This is a genomic window from Halomonas sp. NCCP-2165 (assembly GCF_023708045.1).
Classification (GTDB): Bacteria; Pseudomonadota; Gammaproteobacteria; order Pseudomonadales; family Halomonadaceae; genus Bisbaumannia; species Bisbaumannia pacifica.
In genome coordinates this window covers 86,575-106,020 of record NZ_BRCY01000005.1, presented here as the reverse complement: position 1 = coordinate 106,020, position 19,446 = coordinate 86,575, and the positions used below count along the sequence as shown (strand labels likewise).

General features: G+C 60.5%; 16 protein-coding genes. 13 read left to right on the top strand and 3 right to left on the bottom strand.

Going from position 1 to position 19,446, the window contains the following annotated elements; translation table 11 throughout:
* Nucleotides 1-436: 436 nt before the first annotated feature.
* The 6 genes from NFU04_RS04265 to radC all read left to right on the top strand — a co-directional run bounded on the left by NFU04_RS04265 (nt 437) and on the right by radC (nt 4,099).
* On the top strand, nt 437-754 hold the full coding sequence (locus tag NFU04_RS04265) for a hypothetical protein (RefSeq protein WP_251308264.1): 318 nt from the start codon (nt 437-439) through the stop codon (nt 752-754).
* 67 nt (nt 755-821) lie between these two features.
* The gene (locus NFU04_RS04260) at nt 822-1,790 is read left to right on the top strand and encodes a DUF932 domain-containing protein (protein ID WP_251308263.1); all 969 of its coding nucleotides are present in this window, start codon (nt 822-824) and stop codon (nt 1,788-1,790) included.
* A gap of 116 nt (nt 1,791-1,906) precedes the next feature.
* Nucleotides 1,907-2,092: a hypothetical protein gene (locus NFU04_RS04255; RefSeq protein ID WP_251308262.1), complete on the top strand. Its 186-nt coding sequence runs from the start codon at nt 1,907-1,909 to the stop codon at nt 2,090-2,092.
* A gap of 10 nt (nt 2,093-2,102) precedes the next feature.
* Complete coding sequence (locus NFU04_RS04250) at nt 2,103-2,867, top strand: ERF family protein (RefSeq protein ID WP_251308261.1); 765 nt, start codon at nt 2,103-2,105, stop codon at nt 2,865-2,867.
* Between the two features lie 111 nt (nt 2,868-2,978).
* A complete protein-coding gene (locus NFU04_RS04245; RefSeq protein WP_251308260.1) occupies nt 2,979-3,590 on the top strand; it encodes a lambda exonuclease family protein in 612 nt (203 codons plus the stop codon).
* A gap of 11 nt (nt 3,591-3,601) precedes the next feature.
* Complete coding sequence (radC, locus tag NFU04_RS04240) at nt 3,602-4,099, top strand: RadC family protein (RefSeq protein WP_251308259.1); 498 nt, start codon at nt 3,602-3,604, stop codon at nt 4,097-4,099.
* Between the two features lie 122 nt (nt 4,100-4,221).
* On the opposite strand, the gene NFU04_RS04235 is transcribed toward radC, so the two are convergent.
* The 3 genes from NFU04_RS04235 to NFU04_RS04225 form a co-directional block, all read right to left on the bottom strand.
* The gene (locus NFU04_RS04235; RefSeq protein ID WP_251308258.1) at nt 4,222-5,922 is read right to left on the bottom strand and encodes a DUF262 domain-containing protein; all 1,701 of its coding nucleotides are present in this window, start codon (nt 5,920-5,922) and stop codon (nt 4,222-4,224) included.
* Between the two features lie 159 nt (nt 5,923-6,081).
* Nucleotides 6,082-7,104, bottom strand: coding sequence for a helix-turn-helix transcriptional regulator (locus NFU04_RS04230; RefSeq protein ID WP_251308257.1), 1,023 nt, complete (start codon nt 7,102-7,104; stop codon nt 6,082-6,084).
* A 57-nt stretch (nt 7,105-7,161) separates the two neighbouring features.
* The gene (locus tag NFU04_RS04225; protein ID WP_251308256.1) at nt 7,162-7,770 is read right to left on the bottom strand and encodes a DUF2201 family putative metallopeptidase; all 609 of its coding nucleotides are present in this window, start codon (nt 7,768-7,770) and stop codon (nt 7,162-7,164) included.
* Nucleotides 7,771-7,993: 223 nt separating this feature from the next.
* On the opposite strand from NFU04_RS04225, the gene NFU04_RS16475 reads away from it, so the two are divergent.
* The 7 genes from NFU04_RS16475 (at nt 7,994) to pglX (ending at nt 19,432) form a co-directional block, all read left to right on the top strand.
* Nucleotides 7,994-8,308, top strand: coding sequence for a hypothetical protein (locus tag NFU04_RS16475; protein WP_459382064.1), 315 nt, complete (start codon nt 7,994-7,996; stop codon nt 8,306-8,308).
* Nucleotides 8,309-8,556: 248 nt separating this feature from the next.
* Entirely contained in the window at nt 8,557-9,105 is a 549-nt protein-coding gene (locus tag NFU04_RS04215) for a YkvA family protein (RefSeq protein WP_251308255.1), read from the top strand.
* 219 nt (nt 9,106-9,324) lie between these two features.
* Nucleotides 9,325-9,546, top strand: coding sequence for a methylation-associated defense system helix-turn-helix domain-containing protein MAD1 (gene mads1 / locus NFU04_RS04210; protein WP_251308254.1), 222 nt, complete (start codon nt 9,325-9,327; stop codon nt 9,544-9,546).
* A gap of 2 nt (nt 9,547-9,548) precedes the next feature.
* The gene (gene pglW / locus NFU04_RS04205) at nt 9,549-13,715 is read left to right on the top strand and encodes a BREX system serine/threonine kinase PglW (protein WP_251308253.1); all 4,167 of its coding nucleotides are present in this window, start codon (nt 9,549-9,551) and stop codon (nt 13,713-13,715) included.
* Nucleotides 13,716-13,726: 11 nt separating this feature from the next.
* Nucleotides 13,727-15,088, top strand: coding sequence for an AAA family ATPase (locus NFU04_RS04200; protein WP_251308252.1), 1,362 nt, complete (start codon nt 13,727-13,729; stop codon nt 15,086-15,088).
* Nucleotides 15,081-15,713 carry a retron Ec78 anti-phage system effector HNH endonuclease PtuB gene (gene ptuB, locus NFU04_RS04195; protein WP_251308251.1) on the top strand — a complete coding sequence of 211 codons (633 nt, stop codon included), beginning with the start codon at nt 15,081-15,083 and terminating at the stop codon, nt 15,711-15,713. The genes NFU04_RS04200 and ptuB overlap by 8 nt, the downstream gene beginning before the upstream one ends.
* A gap of 32 nt (nt 15,714-15,745) precedes the next feature.
* Nucleotides 15,746-19,432 carry a BREX-2 system adenine-specific DNA-methyltransferase PglX gene (gene pglX / locus NFU04_RS04190; protein WP_251308250.1) on the top strand — a complete coding sequence of 1,229 codons (3,687 nt, stop codon included), beginning with the start codon at nt 15,746-15,748 and terminating at the stop codon, nt 19,430-19,432.
* Nucleotides 19,433-19,446 lie beyond the last annotated feature (14 nt).

Below are 19,446 nucleotides of genomic sequence, written 5' to 3'. Positions count from 1 at the left end.
ACTGTCATGGGCATGGCTGTGCTGCCATGCTTATTCCTCTGATGCTTTCTCCCTTTTTGGTAATGGGCTTCTCTGGCCTCTTCCTATGGGAGAGTCGGAGGCTCTGAAAGGCCTCCTCCCTTGGGGGGGCTACTCCTCTGTCCCTTCTGTTTTGTTATTACTATTGGGAATGGGGCCGCTGCCGCATATTACTATTACCGTCATAATGCCGACCTTGATGGTGGCATCATTACGATGCGATGCGTGATGGTCGTTGGTGTCTGTGTTGATGAGCCTTTACCAGAGCTGGAAATAATAATTCCATTTAATCAATAAGATAATGGAACCCCGTCGGGCTCACAATATCCTGCTAGCCAGTAAAAAAATGTTCAGACCTATATCACTCCTGCGAGTCGAGCCCTCCATAGGCTCGTTTCACCAGCACAGGAGATTCGATATGCCCCCACCCTGCTCGCGCTGTGACTCGCAGCGCGTGATCAACCTCGAGACCGCCCGCAAGCTGGGTACTGCTGCCGGCGCCCTGATCGGCACCGTGAAGGGAGCATATACCTCGCTCTATGCCCCCAGTCGCTGGATGACTGCCTCCACTTCTTTCCCCATGACCCGCATCGCCGCGGCGGTAGTGGCCGCGACATCGGGAGGTATCGCCGGCGCCGCTGCCGGGCAGCAGATAATGCAGTACCTCTTCACGCCCGGTGAGGGCACGCCCTGGCTGTGCCTGGGCTGCGGCCACGCTTTCCGCATTCTCGTCTGACCCCTGCTCTTTCCCTTCCCCCTATCCACCGGCGATCTGCCGGCTTTTTTCCTTAAGGAGCTTTTCCATGGCACACCAAATCGAACAAATGGCCTACGTTGGAGATACCCCCTGGCACGGTCTGGGGCAGCAGCTGTCCCGTCATCAACCGCTGGAGGTCTGGCGGCAGCAGGCCGGCATGGACTGGCACATCGAGGAGTCCCCGGTGCGCTTTATCGCCGAGGAGTCCGGGCACCTGGGCAGCATCCACTCCTTCCCGGAACAGAAGGTGCTCTACCGCTCGGATACCCGGGCACCGCTGTCGGTGGTCTCCCAGCGCTACAAGGTGGTCCAGCCCGAGGAGGTGCTGGAGTTCTACCGGGATCTGACCGAGTACGCAGGCTATGAGCTGGAGACCGCCGGGGTGCTCAAGGGAGGCCGCAAGTTCTGGGCGCTGGCTCGCAGTGGCCTGGGCACGGCCCTGAAGGGGCAGGACCAGGTCAACGCCTACCTCCTGCTGGCGACCTCCTGTGACGGCTCGCTGGCAACGGTGGCGACGCCGACATCGGTACGGGTGGTGTGCAACAACACCCTGACCATCGCCGTGGACGGCATGGCGCAAGGGGTGAAGGTGCCGCACAGCACCGAGTTCAACCCACAGCGCGTCAAGCAGCAGCTGGGCATCTCGGTCTCACAGTGGGATGACTTCATGTATTGCATGAAGACCCTGGCGGAGCGCAAGGTGAGCCAGGAGGAGGTGAGGACGTACTTCCAGTCGGTGATCTGCAACGCTGAGACGCCGCTGGATGATCCCTCCAAGCTGCCCAACGTCCGGGCACTCAACCGCGTCCAGAAGCTGTTCCATGGTGAAGGGCGTGGTGCTCGTCTGTGTACCGCGCAGGGCACCGCCTGGGGCCTGCTCAACGCCATCACCGAGTACGTGGATCACGAGAAGCGCGCCCGCAGCAACGACTACCGTATGGACTCTGCCTGGTTTGGCCAGGGGGCGAGCCTCAAGGACAAGGCACTGGAGTCGGCCATGGCGCTGATCGCCTGAACGGCTACATGGCCTGCGACAGCAGCGGTCATACACGCCCCCCAAACCATCCCATTCCCATCACGGCATAGCGCCCGGCCCACCACGGCCGGGCGTTTTTGTCTCTGGAGGATTCCATGTCATCGCGAATGTCATTCGAGATCTGCCGCGCCCTGACCCAGCTGACCCGCCAGTTGCTGGGGGCCGGTGAACGTGAAGCCCAGACCCATGTGCTGGCCAAGGGTCTGGTCTATCGCGTGGTCGTGTCCTTAGAGCCGGTACCCACCGAAGAGCTCCAGGATGTCATCAACCGCTACCTGTGAGGTGATTCCCATGGCAACACGCATTCCTCCCCAGAGCCGCCGGGGCAGTCAGCCCAACGGCCAGCTCACCACCGAGCCGACAACTCAGCCCCTGCAGGAGAGCACCGCGATCATCCAGGTGATCGAGCGGGCCGCCCTCAATCCCGAGGTCGATATCGACAAGATGGAGCGCCTGCTGCAGATGCAGGAGCGCGTGCTCGACCGCGAGGCGCTGATGGCCTACAGCGCCGCCATGGCGGCCATGCAGACGGAACTGCCGAGCATCGCCGAGCGGGGCAAAACCAACACCGGCTACTACGCGACCCTGGAGGATATCGTCGACACCGTTCGGCCGATCATGAAGAAGCATGGCTTCGCGGTGAGCTTCCGTATCCAGACCCAGGAGCGCGGTATTCAGGTTACCGGCGTGTTGATGCACAAGGACGGTCACCGGGAGGAGACCAGCATGCTGCTGCCGGCCGATACCAGCGGCAGCAAGAACGCTGTGCAGGCCTTCGGTTCCTCGACCAGCTACGGCAAGCGCTACGTGCTATGCGCTCTGCTCAACATCACCACCCGCGGGCAGGACGACAACGGCCATGCCGCCGTCCCGGTGAAGCTCGTCACCCCCTTCCAGGCAGGGCAACTCAGGCAGTTGATAGCGGCCTGTCCGCCCACGACCCAGGAGTGGTTCATCGGCAAGTACGGCAAGGCCGAGTACGTACCACGCAGCGACTTCGACAAGCTGCGGGCCTCTCTGCACAAGCGCGCTGTGCCCCGTCAGCAACGTCACTGATCTATCACCAGGTCGCATCCCCTACTTCCATCAAATACCCATGACACCCGCATACACCGGCGAGGGACTGCCCCTCGCCGCTATGCCGTCGTGTCTCGCAGGAGAATCGTCATGCAGATCCTGGCACTCGATCAGGGCGCGCCCGAGTGGCATGCCGCCCGTCTCGGCATCGTCACCATGTCCGAGCTGAAGACGCTGCTGGTCAAGGGAAAGGGGGCGGGCGGCTTCGGCACTGGGGCCATCAGCTACATGCACCAGCTGATTGGTGAGCGCATCACTGGCGAGCCCAGTGATGCCTTCCAAGGCAATGCCCATACTCAGCGTGGGCACGAGCTGGAGCCCGTGGCCCGCGAGCTCTACCATGAGGCCACCGGCCTACCCCGTCTGGAGCAGGTCGGCATCATCCTCAACCACGGGGTGGGCTACTCGCCCGACTGCCTGGTGGACAGCAATGGCCTGGTAGAGATCAAGACCAAGTTGCCCAAGTACCAGATCGAGCTGCTGCTGGCCGACGAGCTGCCCCAAGAGCACGTCGCCCAATGTCAGGGCGGTCTGTGGGTCAGCGAGCGGGAATGGATCGACTTCGTCAGCTACTGGCCGGGGATGCCGCTGTTCGTGAAGCGCGCCTATCGGGATGAGGCGCTGATCCGAACCGTCGCCGAGCGCATAGAGGCGTTCTACGAAGAGCTGGAGCGCCGCATGGCCTTGGTCATGGCGGCCTGAGGAGATACCCCATGAACCACCGCAAACTGAGAGCCGGCGAAGTCGCCGGCACCTATCGCATCACGGACACGGTCACCGAAGCGGAGCTCCTGAGCATCGCCAAGGCTTTTGCTCGTCGCCGACTGGCCAAGGGGCGCAAGATCACCCAGCCGGCGCTGGCCTTTGAGTACCTGCAGATCCTGTTGCAGGAGTACGAGCACGAGGTGTTCAGCGCCGTCTTCCTAGACAGCCAGCACCGTGTAATCAGCTTCGAGGAGCTGTTCCGCGGCACTATCGATTCGGCCAGCGTCTACCCCCGTGAGGTGGTCAAGCAGGCCCTGAAGCACAACGCCGCCGCCATGATCCTGGTCCACAACCACCCCTCGGGTGACCCCGAACCCAGCGACGCCGATCGGCGCATCACCCAGCGGCTGAAGGAGGCGCTGGGGCTGGTAGAGGTCCGGGTCATTGACCACATCGTGGTCGGCAGCGAGCGTTGTGTGTCTTTGGCAGAACGCGGCAACTTGTAGAACGCAAAGTCTGTTGGAGACCAGGGTGGATCGCGTCATAGCGCCGGTGCTGCCCTTGGGGGCGTCACTGGCGCTATGACGGATTCTTTTTTTTTTGGATTCTCAGGCTATATGCATGATGATCAGGGTGTCAGGTCCTCCCAGTAATGTTCGGCCCATTCGACCAGGCTCTTCTCACGCTCTTCTATCTGCTCCAGCGTCCAACTGCTGTATTCGTCAGCCAACTCGCGGGTGATAGCCAGGCCGGTTTGAGCGTACTCTTTCCTCTTCTCGGCATAGGGTTTTCGTCCCAGGCGGCTATTCACCGCTGGTGGTAGCACCACCAGGTTGCCTAGCCAGTGCTTAATCTCCTGCTGTTCCGGCGTGACTTGTTCGTAAAGTGCCTGCCATGCTGAGTCATCTTCCGGTTGCTGCGGCAGGATATGCTCAATGGAGCGCACGGCGCTGTCGCTCCAGATCTTGTTCCAAGAAGCGGTGCTGGGCTGATAACCATGTTCGGCTTCTAACCACCGCTCGCGGGCGTAGAAGAAATAGCGCAGCTCCTCTTCCCATCCTTCGTAGCAGTTGGCCCGACGCAATTCGGCAACTGCTTTAGCGGCGCTGAACTCACCACAGCCCAAGGCAATCAATGCCTGCATGGCATCTTGGTAAGCTGTCTCATCACCTCCGGAGGCATAAACCTGACAGGCCAGGCGCACATAGTCGCCCACACGGGTGCGGGAATCACGGCCACACATGCCATAGATGCGGAAGGTAACGTGTTCCCACTGCGTCAAGAGGCGCTCGCGATGGGTACCCTCGAAGCGGAGGGTAATCGCTACCGCCAGCAGGCGGGCATGAGCGATCTTGGTAACTGCTGCCTTCTGCTGATCGTGCAGCAGGCTATCCAGCGCTCTGGCCACTCGCTGCAGGAAGCGGGAGAGTTCTAGGGTCTGTGTTGGGCGGTTCGCCGCCAGCTTGCGGAAGGTATTTAGCGCATCGCTGTTGGCGAGGGTACGGCTGGTGTGGTCCGGGGTGATTAGGGTGGCGGCAAAACGTAGAGACTCTGAGCTCAGCCCCTGGCGCAGGCCGATACACTCGTAGATTCGCTGCCAGATATCGTGGAGTTCTCGCACCATTTCTTGCTGGTTGGCCGCGTGCTCAAAAGCAATTCCCATTAGCACTGCCTTGCAGCGGTCCAGCCAAGCCACTTCCAGACCACGGGTGTTGAGCACTTCAAACACCGTGTAGACCAGCTTCTCATCGTGGAGCTGGTAGTAAACGAAGCGCAGCCGATTTTTGATGAGTGCCAGTAGCTCCAGCAGCGTCCCTCCTGTCTTGGCCGGCCAGCTAGCGACGAATGTTTCCACCTCGGCAATCGCCTCGATGATGTTTCGCTCGGCGAGGGTATCAGCAGTCTCGACTTCAGGCCGCTTTCCGTGGCGCACGTAGTTGATGAAGTGATCATTGTAGTCGTGGTTGGTCTGCAGCAGCACCAGGGTATGGTCGTCATCCTTGACAAGCAGTTTTTCCAATGCAGGCTCAGAGAGCTGCTGTGAGATTGCCCGCAGCAGAAGAACCAGCGTGGTCAGGCGCTGCTGTCCGTCCACAATGTCGATCTGCTGATACTCATCGGAACCCAGTAGATATGGCCCGTTATCGACCCCGACCACCGTTGCCATGAAGTGAAACTCTTGCCGCTTCTGGTACAAGGTATGCAGATCATCAAAGAGATCGCGCCGATGCTCCGTCTGCCAGCTGTAGGGGCGTTGGTAAGGAGGAATACGGAACAGCCTGCCGTGCAGCAGGTCGTTAAGTTTGAGATTCTGTGGGTCCATGTTCATTAGATGTCCTCATTGGGAGCAGTGGTCGCGCTAACGAAGATGGTGCCACCGCGCTGCTACCTGTAGTGCCATATTTAGGTAATTCGTCACTTCGCGTAGAGGTTGCTTTCTTCAGAAACCGCTACAAAGGGCTACCAGTGTGGCCACGGATCGCCGTGATCATCTCGCTAATTGACTTGCGGAACGCGCCACAATTTCCCGTGCGGTATCCAGTATTTCTGACTGCCAGGCTTCGGGCGCCAAGACTTCCACATTGGACCCCATTCCCATCAGCCACCACAGGGTCTGTTGGTCATCGGGCACCTTGGCGGTCAGGCGCTGCCAGTCGCTGCCGGGCATAGGGTCGAGGCGCTGCTCGGCAGCCAGGGGCGTCTCGGTGAGCAGCCAGGCCACCTGAGGCGCTACGTCGGCGATCAGGGTCACGTCCTCGGGGCTCTGGCGGTAACCGAAGGCGCCGCCACGGATGTAGTCGTCGAGATCGAAGCCGGAAGCCTCCCGCCAGACCGTCTCGCTGAGGGTGGCTTCATCGATGCGGTGTAGGGCGAACTGGCGGATGTCGGTGTAGTCGTTCACCGTGGCCAGCAGGTAGGTCACGCTGTGGCGGCTGACCAGTCCTTGAGGATGCAGGGTGAATCGTTTCTCCTCCTCTGCGCTGCGCGACAGGTAGCTCACGTCGAGCGCACGCTGCTCCAGCAGCGCCTGCGTCACCGTCTGCCAGGTGGCCGCCGCCAGTGGAGCCGGCAGCAGCGCTTTGCCGTTGGGGATTGCGCGTACGCGCCGAGCCCACTGGCTCAGGCCATTCGCCTGCAGGTCGTCTAGCAGCTGCCGGGCATCACGGAACTGTGGGGTTAGTTGGCCGACCACCACCGGCGGCAGCAGCCCCTTCAGGTACTCCTCGGCCAGCACCAGCGTCAGAGCGCTGGGCACGTCCAGGGCCGGAAGGCTGCAGTGGAAGTCGCGATCGAAGTACCAGCGGTAGGGCCGCTGACTGTCGTCACAGCTCAGCGGGAAGTGCAGAGCCAGCTTGTCGCGCAGGTCGCGTTGCAGCGAGCGGGTGTCGATCTGGAAGCCTCGCTCGTGGAGCTTCTCCAGCAGCACGGGGGTCGAGATGCGCCCCGGGCTGCGAGGGATCAGCTGCAGCAGAGTCAGGTAGCGGAACAGGGTGTCACGGATCTCGGACATGGACGCTCCTTGTCGTGGGTAACCAAAGTGGGGCAGGGTAACCCTCGACACGCCGACTCACCAGCGGCCTAGTAGCCATGTCGCCACCGGCGTGGGTAGGTGAGGGCTGCCCAGGTGGCGCCTCACTAGCTCATGCACACGCTGCGCCCAGGTGTCGACGAGGGATGTCTCCGCGGTGACGACGAGCCAGGGAGGGGTATCCAAGCTGTGCTCGTGCTTGATCAGCGGATTATCGGCCAGCCAGGCGTACACTGCAGGCGGCGGCTGTCCGATACAGGCAGGAAACAGCACCGCTTGGGGTGACAGGGGAATTCCCAGCATCAGCAGCGTGGCATTGACTTCGTGGTCGCAGGCCAGGTGCCAGCGGCGTGGGTCCGCGCCGGGAGTCGGCTGCAGCCGGAAATGCCCCGCGGCGCAGTGCCACACCAGATGGGCTTGCACGAAGCGGCGCGTCGTGTCGTTCAGGCCGGCGCTCCACTCGGGGTTGACCAGCAGCCGCGAGCCATCGGTGGTAGCCGTCGCCACCTCGTCGGGCGCCCGCTCGATGGGCATCTCCTCGGCCAGCAGAGCCGTGGCGGGGTGCCGAGCGCGCCAGGCTCGTCGATCGGCCTCCCACTGCTGCAGTGCCTCGGCCCGGGTTTGGAGCGTTCTAGCAAGCACGCTCATCGCGCCATGTGATTCCGCCGCTCCTGCCATAATGACATCTCTCTGTCGTCTAGTGGTGGCCACCAGCGTCGTATCGGGATGCGACAATGGGCGTCGTATGCCGCGGAGACGGGTCGAATTGCCAAGATGGCGAAAGTGCGACAGGGAATGTCGCGTGAGCCGGACAGACTGGTCTCACCCGAGCCGCACCAGGCTGATAATTCGCCTTGAGGAGGGACCGCCCATGATCGATACCTTCACGGTCGATGGTCTTATCTACGAGTTGCACACCGATATCCAGCGAGGCGTCATTGATGGCATCGTCGAAGGTGTCAACCCTGCCTATCAGCCCGAGACGTATGGCCCCTTAGCCCCAGAGTGCCAGTTTCATGGCATTGAACACCGGCAGATCATACCTGGGTTGCCGCAGACGAATGCCATGGTGGACCGCTTCAACGGCCGTGTCAGCGACATGTTGGTGAAACGGCGCTATGCCTCAGGTGAGGCCTGGATAAGACGCTCAAACGTCACCCTTGACTGTAATCACTCTATCTCATAGAAGGTACTTCACCATCAATCATAGATTGCAGTAATAAAAGAGTGGCAGGTTAAATGGAAAGATTTTTCGCCGAGTGGGTGTTTGATCAGATAGTGTCTCCACTGGCGGAAAACATTCTGGGTTCTAAAGTTTTGTTGCTTTCTGCCGATAATCTCTTTTGTATATGTGGCGGGGAGGCTGGATTTTCCTCTATGTGGAATTTTTGGTATGGTCTAGGTGTTGTTTTTTTATAACTTTGAGGGTTTGCGATGAATGAGAAAGAGGTTTTGGATTACAAGGGGCAGGCTGCTATCGATGAAGCAGGTTTTTTGAAAAGCCGTGACGAAGGTGAGCTACCCCATTCTGCAGAAGAAGCATCTTCGGATGCTGCAGGGCAATATGATGCAGGTGGTATCAACGATGGCAGTCAGCCTTATCATGACCAGGAAACAAAAGAAGATGTGAGCGAGGAAACAGCTGAAGAAATAAAAAACCATGAGAAAAACTATTCTGACGACGGGTTTTGGAATAAAGCAACAAAATACGCAAAAAAGGCAGGGGAGAAGACCCTTTCTCCGGCCCTGAAATTGTACTATTCTGCAAAAGATCCTGATACTCCGACTTGGGCAAAGACAACAATGTACGGCGCCTTAGGGTATTTTATTTCACCTGTCGATGGCATACCAGACATAACGCCTGTACTGGGGTATACAGATGATGTTGGGGTTTTGGCAGGTGCAATAGGGATAGTGGCTGCACACATAAAAGACGAACATGCAGAGCAGGCAATGCAAACTCTTAAGCGCTGGTTCAGTTGACGCGTTGGCTTTGTTGCCCCTGGTTGTTCCGGGGGCTTTCCCTTTTCTTTAAATATATACTGTGCGTGTAAATATGGTCGCATTTCTCAGGCTCGGATTTTCGTCTTTGGCTCAGCTTTAGAGTGACTTTCTCTAAAGAAGCAACATCAACCCTTGTTAGCCCCCTAGCCTATGACTAGAATGCCCAGAATTGCACTCTTTTGACAGGTCGGGCAGGGGATGACAGAGCAGATCATGACCATCAAGGAGGTGGCGGGCTACCTCAAGGTCCACGAGCGGACTGTCTACCGGCTCGCCGCCAAGGGCGAGCTGCCGGCCTTCAAGGTCGCCAACGCCTGGCGTTTCCGCCAGCAGGATATCGATCACTGGATCAGCCAGCAGACGCGCTCACCTGCCGGTGCGGCCAACGGTGCCGAGACGGATCGCGGAGGTGAGACGTGAGCATGGCGTCGAATTGGAAGCAGATCACCCCCTCGGATTACGCTTGGGAGAGGGAGGCGTTGGAGTACCTGCGCGAGGCGCTGCCGGATCACGACCCCTACCGGGCCTGGTCGAATTTCGAGTTCATCGCCCAGGATGGCTCCATCAACGAGGTCGACCTGCTGGTCCTGACCCCTAAGGGCTGCTTTCTGGTGGAGGTGAAGTCGCACAGCGGTGAGCTGAGCGGTGATGCTAGCACCTGGGTCCAGGTAAAGCGCGACGGCCGCCGACAGTCGTTCGACAACCCGCGTCTGCTGGCCGACCGCAAGGCCAAGAAGCTGGCCTCTCTGCTGCAGGCCCAGCCCTCCAGCCGTAGAACCAACAAGGAACGGATCCCCTTCATCACCTCCATGGTGTTCCTCTCGTCGGAGAACCTGACGACTCGCCTGGAGGGCCCGGCGCGCATCAATGTCTGCACACGCAACGACGTGCTGGCGGCAATGACCGAGATGCACGAAGACTGGCCGCATCGCGTCATGACGCGCCCGGTGGCTACGCTTTTGTCGCGGGCCATGGAAGAGGCAGGGATCAAGGAGTCCAAGCGCCTGCGTCGCGTCGGCCAGTATGAGCTGACCGAGCTTTTCGACGAGTCGGATTACTACCAGGAGTGGCTGGCTCGGCACCTCGACGTGGGCATGGCCCGCAAGGTGCGCATCTATCTTACTCAGCACCGTCCGGTGGAGGAGGCAAGGCGGCTTCAGAAGGCCGCCGAGCTAGAGTTCCGCATCCTGGAAGGCATCGAGCACCCCGGCATCCTGCGCGCGCTGGATCTTCAGCAACACGACCACGGGCCTGCGCTGGTCTATGAGCACGACCCTGACGCCTTCCGTCTGGACCTGCTGCTGCGCAACAACGTGCGCCGGCTGGACACTCTCCAGGCGATCGACCTGGTGCGGCAGATTGCTGAGGCGGTGAAGTTCGCCCACGGGCAGCGTCTCTATCATCGGGCGCTCAGTCCGCAGAACGTCTACGTCAAGCAGTTGCCGGATGGCGAGCTGCGCTGCAAGATCGCCAACTGGTCCACGGCGACCCGCATCTTCGAAAGCGACACCCAACAGCTGAGCGTGCTGAGCCACCTGACCTACCTGGTGCGCGAGGAAGCGGGGCCCTACGTGGCGCTGGAGGCGCATCAGGGCCAGGGTGACGGGGTCCAGATGGATGTTTTCTCCCTGGGGGCCATCGCCTACCACCTCTTCACCGGCAGCAAGCCGGCAGAGAGCGACCTGGAGCTGCAGGACAAGCTGAGCCACGGCAAGGGGCTGCAGGTCACCGATGCACTTAACGGGGCCAGCCCCGAGATGCAGTATCTGGTGCAGTACGCCACTCATCCCGACGCCAGCAGCCGCATCGACTCCGTGGAGGAGTTCCTCGAGCTGCTCGACAAGCTGGAGCAGTCACTCGCCCATGCCGAGGGAGAAGTGCCCGCATCGCCCACCGAGGCTCAGCCCGAGCAGTTACTGACCGAGGGCATTCGCGTCATCAAACGGCTGGGTAAGGGGGCGTCGTCGGTGGTGTTCCTGGTGGACTACCAGGGCCAGGAGCGAGTCCTCAAGCTAGCGGTGACGCCGGACCACAACCCGCGCCTGCAACAGGAGGCCAATACCCTGGCCAGCCTGCGCCACCAGGCTATCGTTGGTTATCACGACAGGGTGGAGCTGGATGGGCATATCGGCCTGGTGCTCGACTATGCCGATCAGGGCACCCTGGCGCAGCGCCTGCGGCGCGAAGGAGCCGTGCCGCTCGGGATGCTCGAGCGTTTCGGTGAGGATCTTCTTGGTGCCCTGTTGCACCTGGAAGACCACGCCGTCTTCCACCGCGATATCAAGCCGGAGAACCTGGGGCTGCTCAAGCTGGGCGGCAGCCAGCTGCACCTGGTGATGTTCGACTTCTCGCTCTCCAATGCCGGGGCCGACAACATCACTGCCGGCACCCTGGCCTATATGGACCCCTTTATCCGTGATCCTGGCCGGCGCCGTTGGGACGACTATGCCGAGCGCTTCGCCGCGGCGTTGACGCTCTATGAAATGGCGGCAGGCAGCCTGCCGGGCTGGGCTGGTGATACCGGGCTTCCAGCACTGATCGAGGGCCAGTTGGAGATCGACAGCACCGTGTTTGATCCCAACGTGCGCGATCGGCTGACGGCCTTCTTCCACAAGGCGCTGACCCGCGATGTGCGCAAGCGCTTCGCTAATGCCGAGGAGATGATCAAGGAGTGGCGGCTAGTTTTCCTCAATGCCCAGCCAGCCACACAGTTTCCCCGCGTCGAGGCATCCGGCACCTGTCCCTTCCATGAGGCCTCGCTCGATACTCAGATCGGCCTGCTGCCGCTCTCCGCCGCCGCCCTGGATGCGCTGACCCGCCGCGGTGTGAACACCGTCGCGGACCTGATCGGGCTGAACCGCAGCAAGGTGAGAGTGTGGGTCGGCGTCAGCAGCCAGACCCGTGCGGATCTTTCCGAGGCGATCGGCACCTTGCAGGAACGGCTGCTGACCGAGCAGCAGTCCCGCGAGCAGATGCAGGGCAGCGATGAGCATGCCAGCATCGATCGCCTGTTTGGCATGGTGATGCCCGCCCGGCGTACCGACCCCCAGCGAGAGCAGTTCCTGAACGAGTACCTGGGACGACTGGATGGCGAAAAGCCCAGCGACAGCCACTCGGTGCACTGGCCGACCATGCTCAGCATCAGCGCCCACACTGGCCTCGAGACCAGTGAGGTGCGCGCCTTCCAGGAGAAGGTGATTGCCCTGTGGAGCAAGAACAAGTCGATCACCGAGGTCCGCGACGAGATCGCCGAGATTCTGGCCGACAATGGCGGCGTGATCACCGCACTGGAGATCTCCGAAGCGCTGCTGCTGCGCCGTGGTTCCCTGCAGGAGAGCCCGCTGCGCGAGCGCTGGGCCCAGGCCGTGGCGCGTGCCGCCGTGGAGACTGAGCTCGCCAAGCAGGAGCCGCGCTGGATCATTCGCCGCATCGGGCGTCGTCTGGTGCTGGCCGACAACATTCAGGGGCGTGGCGAGGAGCTCGCCGATTACGCCGAGGCGCTGGGGCAGCTCGCCGACGAGTGCGCGGAGCAGGAGACCCTGCTGTCGCCCAGCCGTACCCTCGACAAGGTGCGCAGCGTGCCCGCACCGGAAGTCTCCAAAAGCCTGAGCAATGCCCGCCTGTTGCGCCTGGCGGCAGCGGCGTCGCAGAAGGCCGCGCTCTCCAGCCGGGCCGAGTTCTATCCCATCGGCATGAAGGCCCCGCGTGCACTAGAGCTGGCCCAGGGGGCGCTACTCGGCAGCAAGGCGCTGACCGTGAAGGAGGTCCAAGAGCGCGTGCAGGGTCGCTACCCAATGGCTGAACCCCTGCCGGGCAGGCCCCAGTTGGACGACCTGATTCGCAGCTTGGACATGGGCTTCGACTGGGATGGTGACTACGAGATTCCTGGCAAGCGGCGGGGCGCCTACTGCCTGCCGCTGGCCAATTTCAGTACCAGTGGTACCCGCAGCCTGAGCCAGAGCCACCTCAGCAGCAGCGATGAAGGTCCTGGTGTCACCCTGCAGGACGTCAAGGCCCTGGAGCAGTCGATCGACAACGCCCTGGAAGGGGCTCGCTTCCTGGCGCTGACCGTGCAGCCTCGCAAGTGGGAGCAAGCCAAGGCCAAGCTGCGGGCCAACTACCCGCTGATGCTGATCAGCTTCGACGAGCTACTGCTGCGTCATCTGCATCGGCTGTGCGACAGCATGAAGCGCCCGCCGGACTGGTCCGTGGTGCTCAAGGCCGATGCTGCCGAGCGCACCAGCCGCGACTGGCAGAATCTGCAGCGCCTGGTGGCCCGGGTGCTCCCGGCCATGGCCGATGAGATTCGCCAGGCCGGCCAGCCGGTGCTGCTCACTGAGCCCGGCCTGTTGGCCCGCTATGAGCTGGTCACCACCTGGCTCAACGATCTGCGTCAGCAGCTAGTGACCTCCGCTGGCGATGGTGCCACCACCCATGCGCTGCTGCTACTGATTGCCGCCGATGCCCAACACGATGGCGCCACCATCGATGGCGAGACCGTCCCACGTGGGGCCGGTACCCGCGAATGGGCAAGGATTCCCAGCATCTGGCTGGAGAGTGACACCTTGGCCAGCGTGGCCGTGGCCTAAGGAGCGAGGGAATGAAACTCACACAGCTGTCGCTGGAGAACTTCCGGCACCTCGCCCACTTCGAGACAACGCTGGATGAGCGCTTGACGGTGCTGGTGGCCCGCAATGGCCAGGGCAAGACGACCGTGCTGGATGCCATCGCCGTGCTGCTGGGCTCCTTCGTTGGCGCCTTCGACATGGGCAAGGGGCGTCATATCGAGCGTTCCGATGCGCGGTATCGGCGCCAGGGCGAGGATGCCGAGCAGGAGCAGCAGTATCCGGTGCGCGTGGCCGCCACGCTCACCGGCCTGGAAGACGATCAGTCGACCTTGATTGCCCGTGAGCTAACTGGCCCCAAGAACCGCACCACCGTGAAGGATGCCGCTCCCCTGGCACAACACGGCAAGGGGCTGATGCAGCAGGTGCGTGACCTGGAATCGGTCACCCTGCCCCTGGTGAGCTACTACGGTACCGGTCGGTTGTGGCGGACTCACAAGAACCTCAAGCGCAAGGCGATGCTTAGCGAGAGTCGTACCTTGGGCTACGAGGATTGCCTGACCTCGGCCTCCAACTACTTGCAGTTGCAGGAGTGGATGGGCAAGGCCACCCTGGCTGCAATACAGCAGATAAATCGCAATTCTGGCACCTTCTCTCGGTTAGTGGGCCAGCTTAATGGCGTACAACACGCTGTCGATAAGGTGCTCGAGGCCGAGGGCTGGTCGGGCATCCACTACAGCCTGACCCATGAAGAGCTGGCCATGCAGCAGGAACGGCAGGGCATCCTGCCGGTCAGCCTGCTCAGCGACGGTGTGCGCACCATGGTCTCCATGGTTGCCGATATGGCCTGGCGCTGCGCCAAGCTCAACCCCCACCTCGGTGCTGATGCAGCCAAGGAAACCCCGGGCATCGTGTTGATCGACGAAGTCGACCTGCACCTGCATCCAGCCTGGCAGCAACGGGTTATCCAGAGCCTCGTCTCCACCTTCCCAAAGGTGCAATTCATCGTCACCACCCACAGCCCTCAGGTGCTGACCACGGTCTCCCGAGAGTGCATCCGCCTGATCGATACCCAGTGGGACGAGGAGGGTGAGGAGTGGGCCTGGACGGCCGCTGAGCCGGACTATCAGACCCGCGGCGTGTCCAGCGTGGAAACACTCTCCAAGATCATGGGCATCGACCCAGTTCCTGATGTGGAAGAAGCGAGGATCCTGGCCAAGTATCGCCAGATGATCGAGCAGGGCAGAGCAGATACAGACGAGGCCTTCGCCTATTACCAGCTTCTGGTGGATCATTTCGGCATTAATCACCCAGAAATTCTCGAGTGTGAGCGTCTGGAGCGTTTTCAATCGATGAAGCGGAGGATGAAAGGCAGGGAGCCCGCATCGGATGCATAAGCTGGTTAGACCCGAAGCTCCCAAGTGTTTGTCCCGATTTCGGCATGGTCGTGATAACTGGCGTAGAGACGTCAGCTTCGACGACAAGAGGGAAATATGGGAAAAGCTGGAGGCTATGCAGGGACACCGCTGTGCCTATTGCGAAGACAAGCTGCCAGAGGATAGGCGGCATATCGAGCATTTCCGCCAGCAGTCCAGCCACCCTCAGGGCGCCTTTCAGTGGGACAACCTATTTGGCTCCTGTGAAAAGCAAGAAAGCTGTGGCCGGCGCAAGGACAGAACTACCTACCGTGATGGCGATATCCTCAAGCCCGATGTCGATGATCCGGATGACTACCTGCAGTTTCTGGCCGATGGTCGCATCGTGCCGCGCAACGACCTGTCGGCCCGGGAGCATCACCGCGCCGAAGAGACGCTGCGTGTGTTCAATCTCGATCATGAGCGCGGCGCCCTGCGCCAGATGCGCCGGTCGGCAGTGCAGGGCTACCTCGGAACGGTGGAGGACCTGCAGGAATGCGCTGAGCTGGACGAAGATCTGTACTTCGAGTACCTCCACGAAGAACTCGAGGCGATTGCCGGGCAACCGTTCGAGACGGCCATCCGGCATCTGCTGATGGCGCACTGAGCGCCGCACAATGAACACGTAGGGAACCGGGAATGATTGATCGCGAGAAGCTGCTGAGCGACCTCAAGGGCGAGCTGCCGAAGATCGAGGCGGATATCCTCCACTACAGCGAGCGCCGCGCCGAGCTGGGCCAGCACCTGCAGGAGGAGTACCAGAAAGCAGTGGAGGCTGGCCGTACCGCCGAGCACTTCGTTGCCTGGCGGGAAGCGCAGATCACCCAGGCCGCCGCAGCCTGGGTGCTGACCTGTGTGTTCGTGCGCTTCCTGGAGGACAACGGCCTACTGGATGAGCCGGTGCTCTCCGGCCCGGTATCCCGCGAGGATGGCAGCCGCCCCTTGGCCCATGCCAAGGAGCGCATCACCCACCATTTCAGTGAGCATCCCGCCCACGCCGAACGCGAGTACCTGCTGGCCCTGTTCCGCGAGCTCGACCAGTTCCCGGTAATCGATGCGCTGCTCGACCCGCGGCATAACCCGCTTTGGCAGATCCCGGTCTCCGACGACGGTGCCAAGCGCCTGGTGGACTTCTTCCAGCGCATCGACCCGGAGAGCGGCGAGCTGGTCCATGATTTCACCGACCCGGAGTGGGACACCCGATTCCTGGGCGACCTCTACCAGGATCTCTCCGAGGCAGTGCGCAAGCGCTATGCGCTGCTGCAGACGCCGGAGTTCGTGGAGGAGTTCATCCTCGACTACACCCTGACTCCGGCCATCGAGACCTTCGGCCTGGAGGGGCTGCGGCTGATCGACCCAACATGCGGCAGCGGCCACTTTTTGCTCACCACCTTCGAGCGGGTGTTCGATGCCTGGCAGCGTCGCGAGCCGGCCACCAACGCCCGCCACTTGGCTCAGCGCGCCCTGGACGTGGTGCACGGGGTGGATATCAACCCCTACGCCATCGCCGTAGCCAAGTTCCGCCTGCTGATCGCTGCCCTCAAGGCGGCTGGCTCCGACAAGGTCCGCAACGCCCCGGACTTCGATTTCCACCTGGCGGTGGGCGACTCCTTACTGCACGGCAAACGCCATGAGTCCCAGGGGCAGGGCCTGCAGCTCGATACCTTCGACGACTCGCTCAAGCACGCCTTCAAGACCGAAGACCTGACCAAGCTGAACCAGATTCTGGGGCAGCGCTACCATGTGGTGGTAGGGAATCCGCCCTACATCCTCGTCAAGGATAAAGTGCTTAATCAGGCGTATCGGGATAAGTACCCCTCATGCCATATGAAGTACTCTTTGGGTGTGCCCTTCACCGAGCGTTTCTTCGATCTGGCACTGCCTATGGAAGGTAATCAGTCCGCTGGTTATATGGGTATGATTACTGCTAATAGCTTTATGAAGAGGGAGTTTGGTAAAAAGCTTATTGAAGGTTACTTGCCTAAAAAAGAGCTTACCCATGTAATCGATACTTCAGGAGCCTATATTCCTGGGCATGGCACGCCTACTGTTATCTTTCTCGCACGTAATCGCCAACCAATGCATGACAAGGTCCGTGCAATTCTCGGGATCCAAGGTGAACCCGGCACCCCGAAAGTAGCTGCAAAAGGAAAGGTGTGGAGTTCCATTGTTAATCTTTTGCACACCCCTGGAGTGGAAAATCAGTTCGTTAGCTGCGTAGATCAGGAAAGGTCATTGTACGCTTCCTATCCTTGGAGTCTTTCCGGTGGTGGTGCAACAGATTTGAAAGAAATGATAACAGGGAGGGTGGAGAAAACTTTAGGTGAAATCAGTGGCTCTATTGGATTTTCGTGCATTACAGGTGAAGATAGTGTGTATGTCGTTCCTGAGAAATATGCAAAAAGGTTAGGGTTAGAGTTTAGGGAGTTCTCTGAAGGCGACGCAATAAGGGATTGGGCGATTGCCTCAAGAGAAGTAGTTCTGTTTCCCTATCAAGAGAAAGATCGGGTTATACAGCATGTAGATACATCAGGCATCGATCACTATTGGCGTTTTCGAAGCATTCTGCGTGCTAGGAAAATTTTCGGGAAAACTCCCTTTGAGCATGGGTTTGGGTGGGGTAAATTAATTCACTTTTCTCAAGATAGATATTTTTCTGATCATCTAATTCCCTTTGCTTTTGTGGCTACTCATAATCATTTTATGCTTGGCCATGGTGGTAGGATCTTTAAACAATCGGCCCCTGTTGTTAAGCTTTTGAAGGGTGCTGGGGAGCATGATTTTTTATCTCTTTTGGGCCTAATGAATAGCTCCGTGGCTTGCTTTTGGATGAAGCAGGTGTTTCACAACAAAGGTAGCACTGTAGATAATAAAGGGGCCCGCCAGACAACGGTGGCATTTGAGAATTTTTATGAGTTCACTGGAACAGGGCTAAAGAGTTTTCCTGTTGTCAATGACCCCGGTAGGGAAGTTTTTGCATTATCTAGCACATTGGATCAGCTTGCTAAACAGCAACCTAGCCATGAACCTGAAAATGCGCTGCTTGAGAGTGCGCTATCCCTCCAAGGCGCGCTTGAAAAAGCAAGGACTGAAGATTCTGCATTATGGTCGCAGATGATCGCTCGCCAAGAGGAATTAGACTGGCATTGTTACCGTCTCTATGGCTTGCTGGACGACGATCTCTGCTATCAGGGCACGCCACCGCCCGTTAAGCTAGGCGAGCGCGCCTTCGAGATCGCTTTGGCCCGCCGTATGGCAGCCGGCGAGACCGAGATCACCTGGTTCGAACGCCATCGCAGCACCCCGATTACCGAGATCCCCGATCACTGGCCGGCGGATTACCGTGAGCTGGTGGAGCGTCGCCTCCAGGCTATCGAGGAGAACCGCTGGGTCAAGCTGGTGGAGCAGCCGGAGTACAAGCGGCGCTGGAACCGCGAACCCTGGGAGAAACGTCAGCAGCGTGCCCTCAAGGAGTGGCTGCTGGATCGCCTGGAAGAAGAGGCCAAGGCCAACGGTCCCGAGCTGATCACCGGCGCCCAACTGGCCGACCGAGTGCGCCATGATGAGAAGTTCCAGCAGGTCAGCGAACTCTATACCGGCAACCCTCTGTTTGACGCCCAGCAACTGGTCACCGAGCTGATCGCCGTCGACGAGGTGCCGCAGATGGCCCCGGCGCGTCTCAAGCCCGCGGCGATGAAGAAGTTCCGGGCGTGGCAGGAGACCTGGGACAAGCAGCGCCAGGAAGATGCTATCGACGCCGAGTTTGGCGTGGCGGAGCCGCTGAGCCCCGAAGACGCCGAGAATGCCGAGAAGGTGAAGGCCTACAAGGCTGCGCAGAAGCAGGCCGAGGCCAGGAAAGCCGCCGAGGTGGGCACCATCCCGGTGCCCCCCAAATATGCCGCCACCGATTTCCGCAAGGGCAGCTACTGGTCGCTTCGCGGCAAGCTCGACGTGCCCAAAGAACGCTTCTTCAGTCTGCCGGGCTGCGAGAAACCCGGTGACAGCACTCCGGTGATCGGCTGGGCGGGCCTGGATCATCTGCAGCGCGCCCAGGCCATCGCCGGCTGGTACATGGATCGCAAAGACCGGGACGGCTGGGAGGCCGACAAGCTGATGCCCATGCTGGTGGCCCTGGAGGAGTTGATCCCCTGGCTCAAGCAGTGGCACAACGAGCTGGACCCGGAGTACGGCGAGCGCATGGGTGACTTCTACGAGGGCTTCCTGTTCGAGGAGCTGCGTCAGCTCGAGCTCACCCGCGACAACCTGCTGGCTTGGCAGCCTCCGGCCGCCAAGCGTGGCCGTCGCCGCAAGACCACCAGCGCCTGATAGGGAAGGAAGGG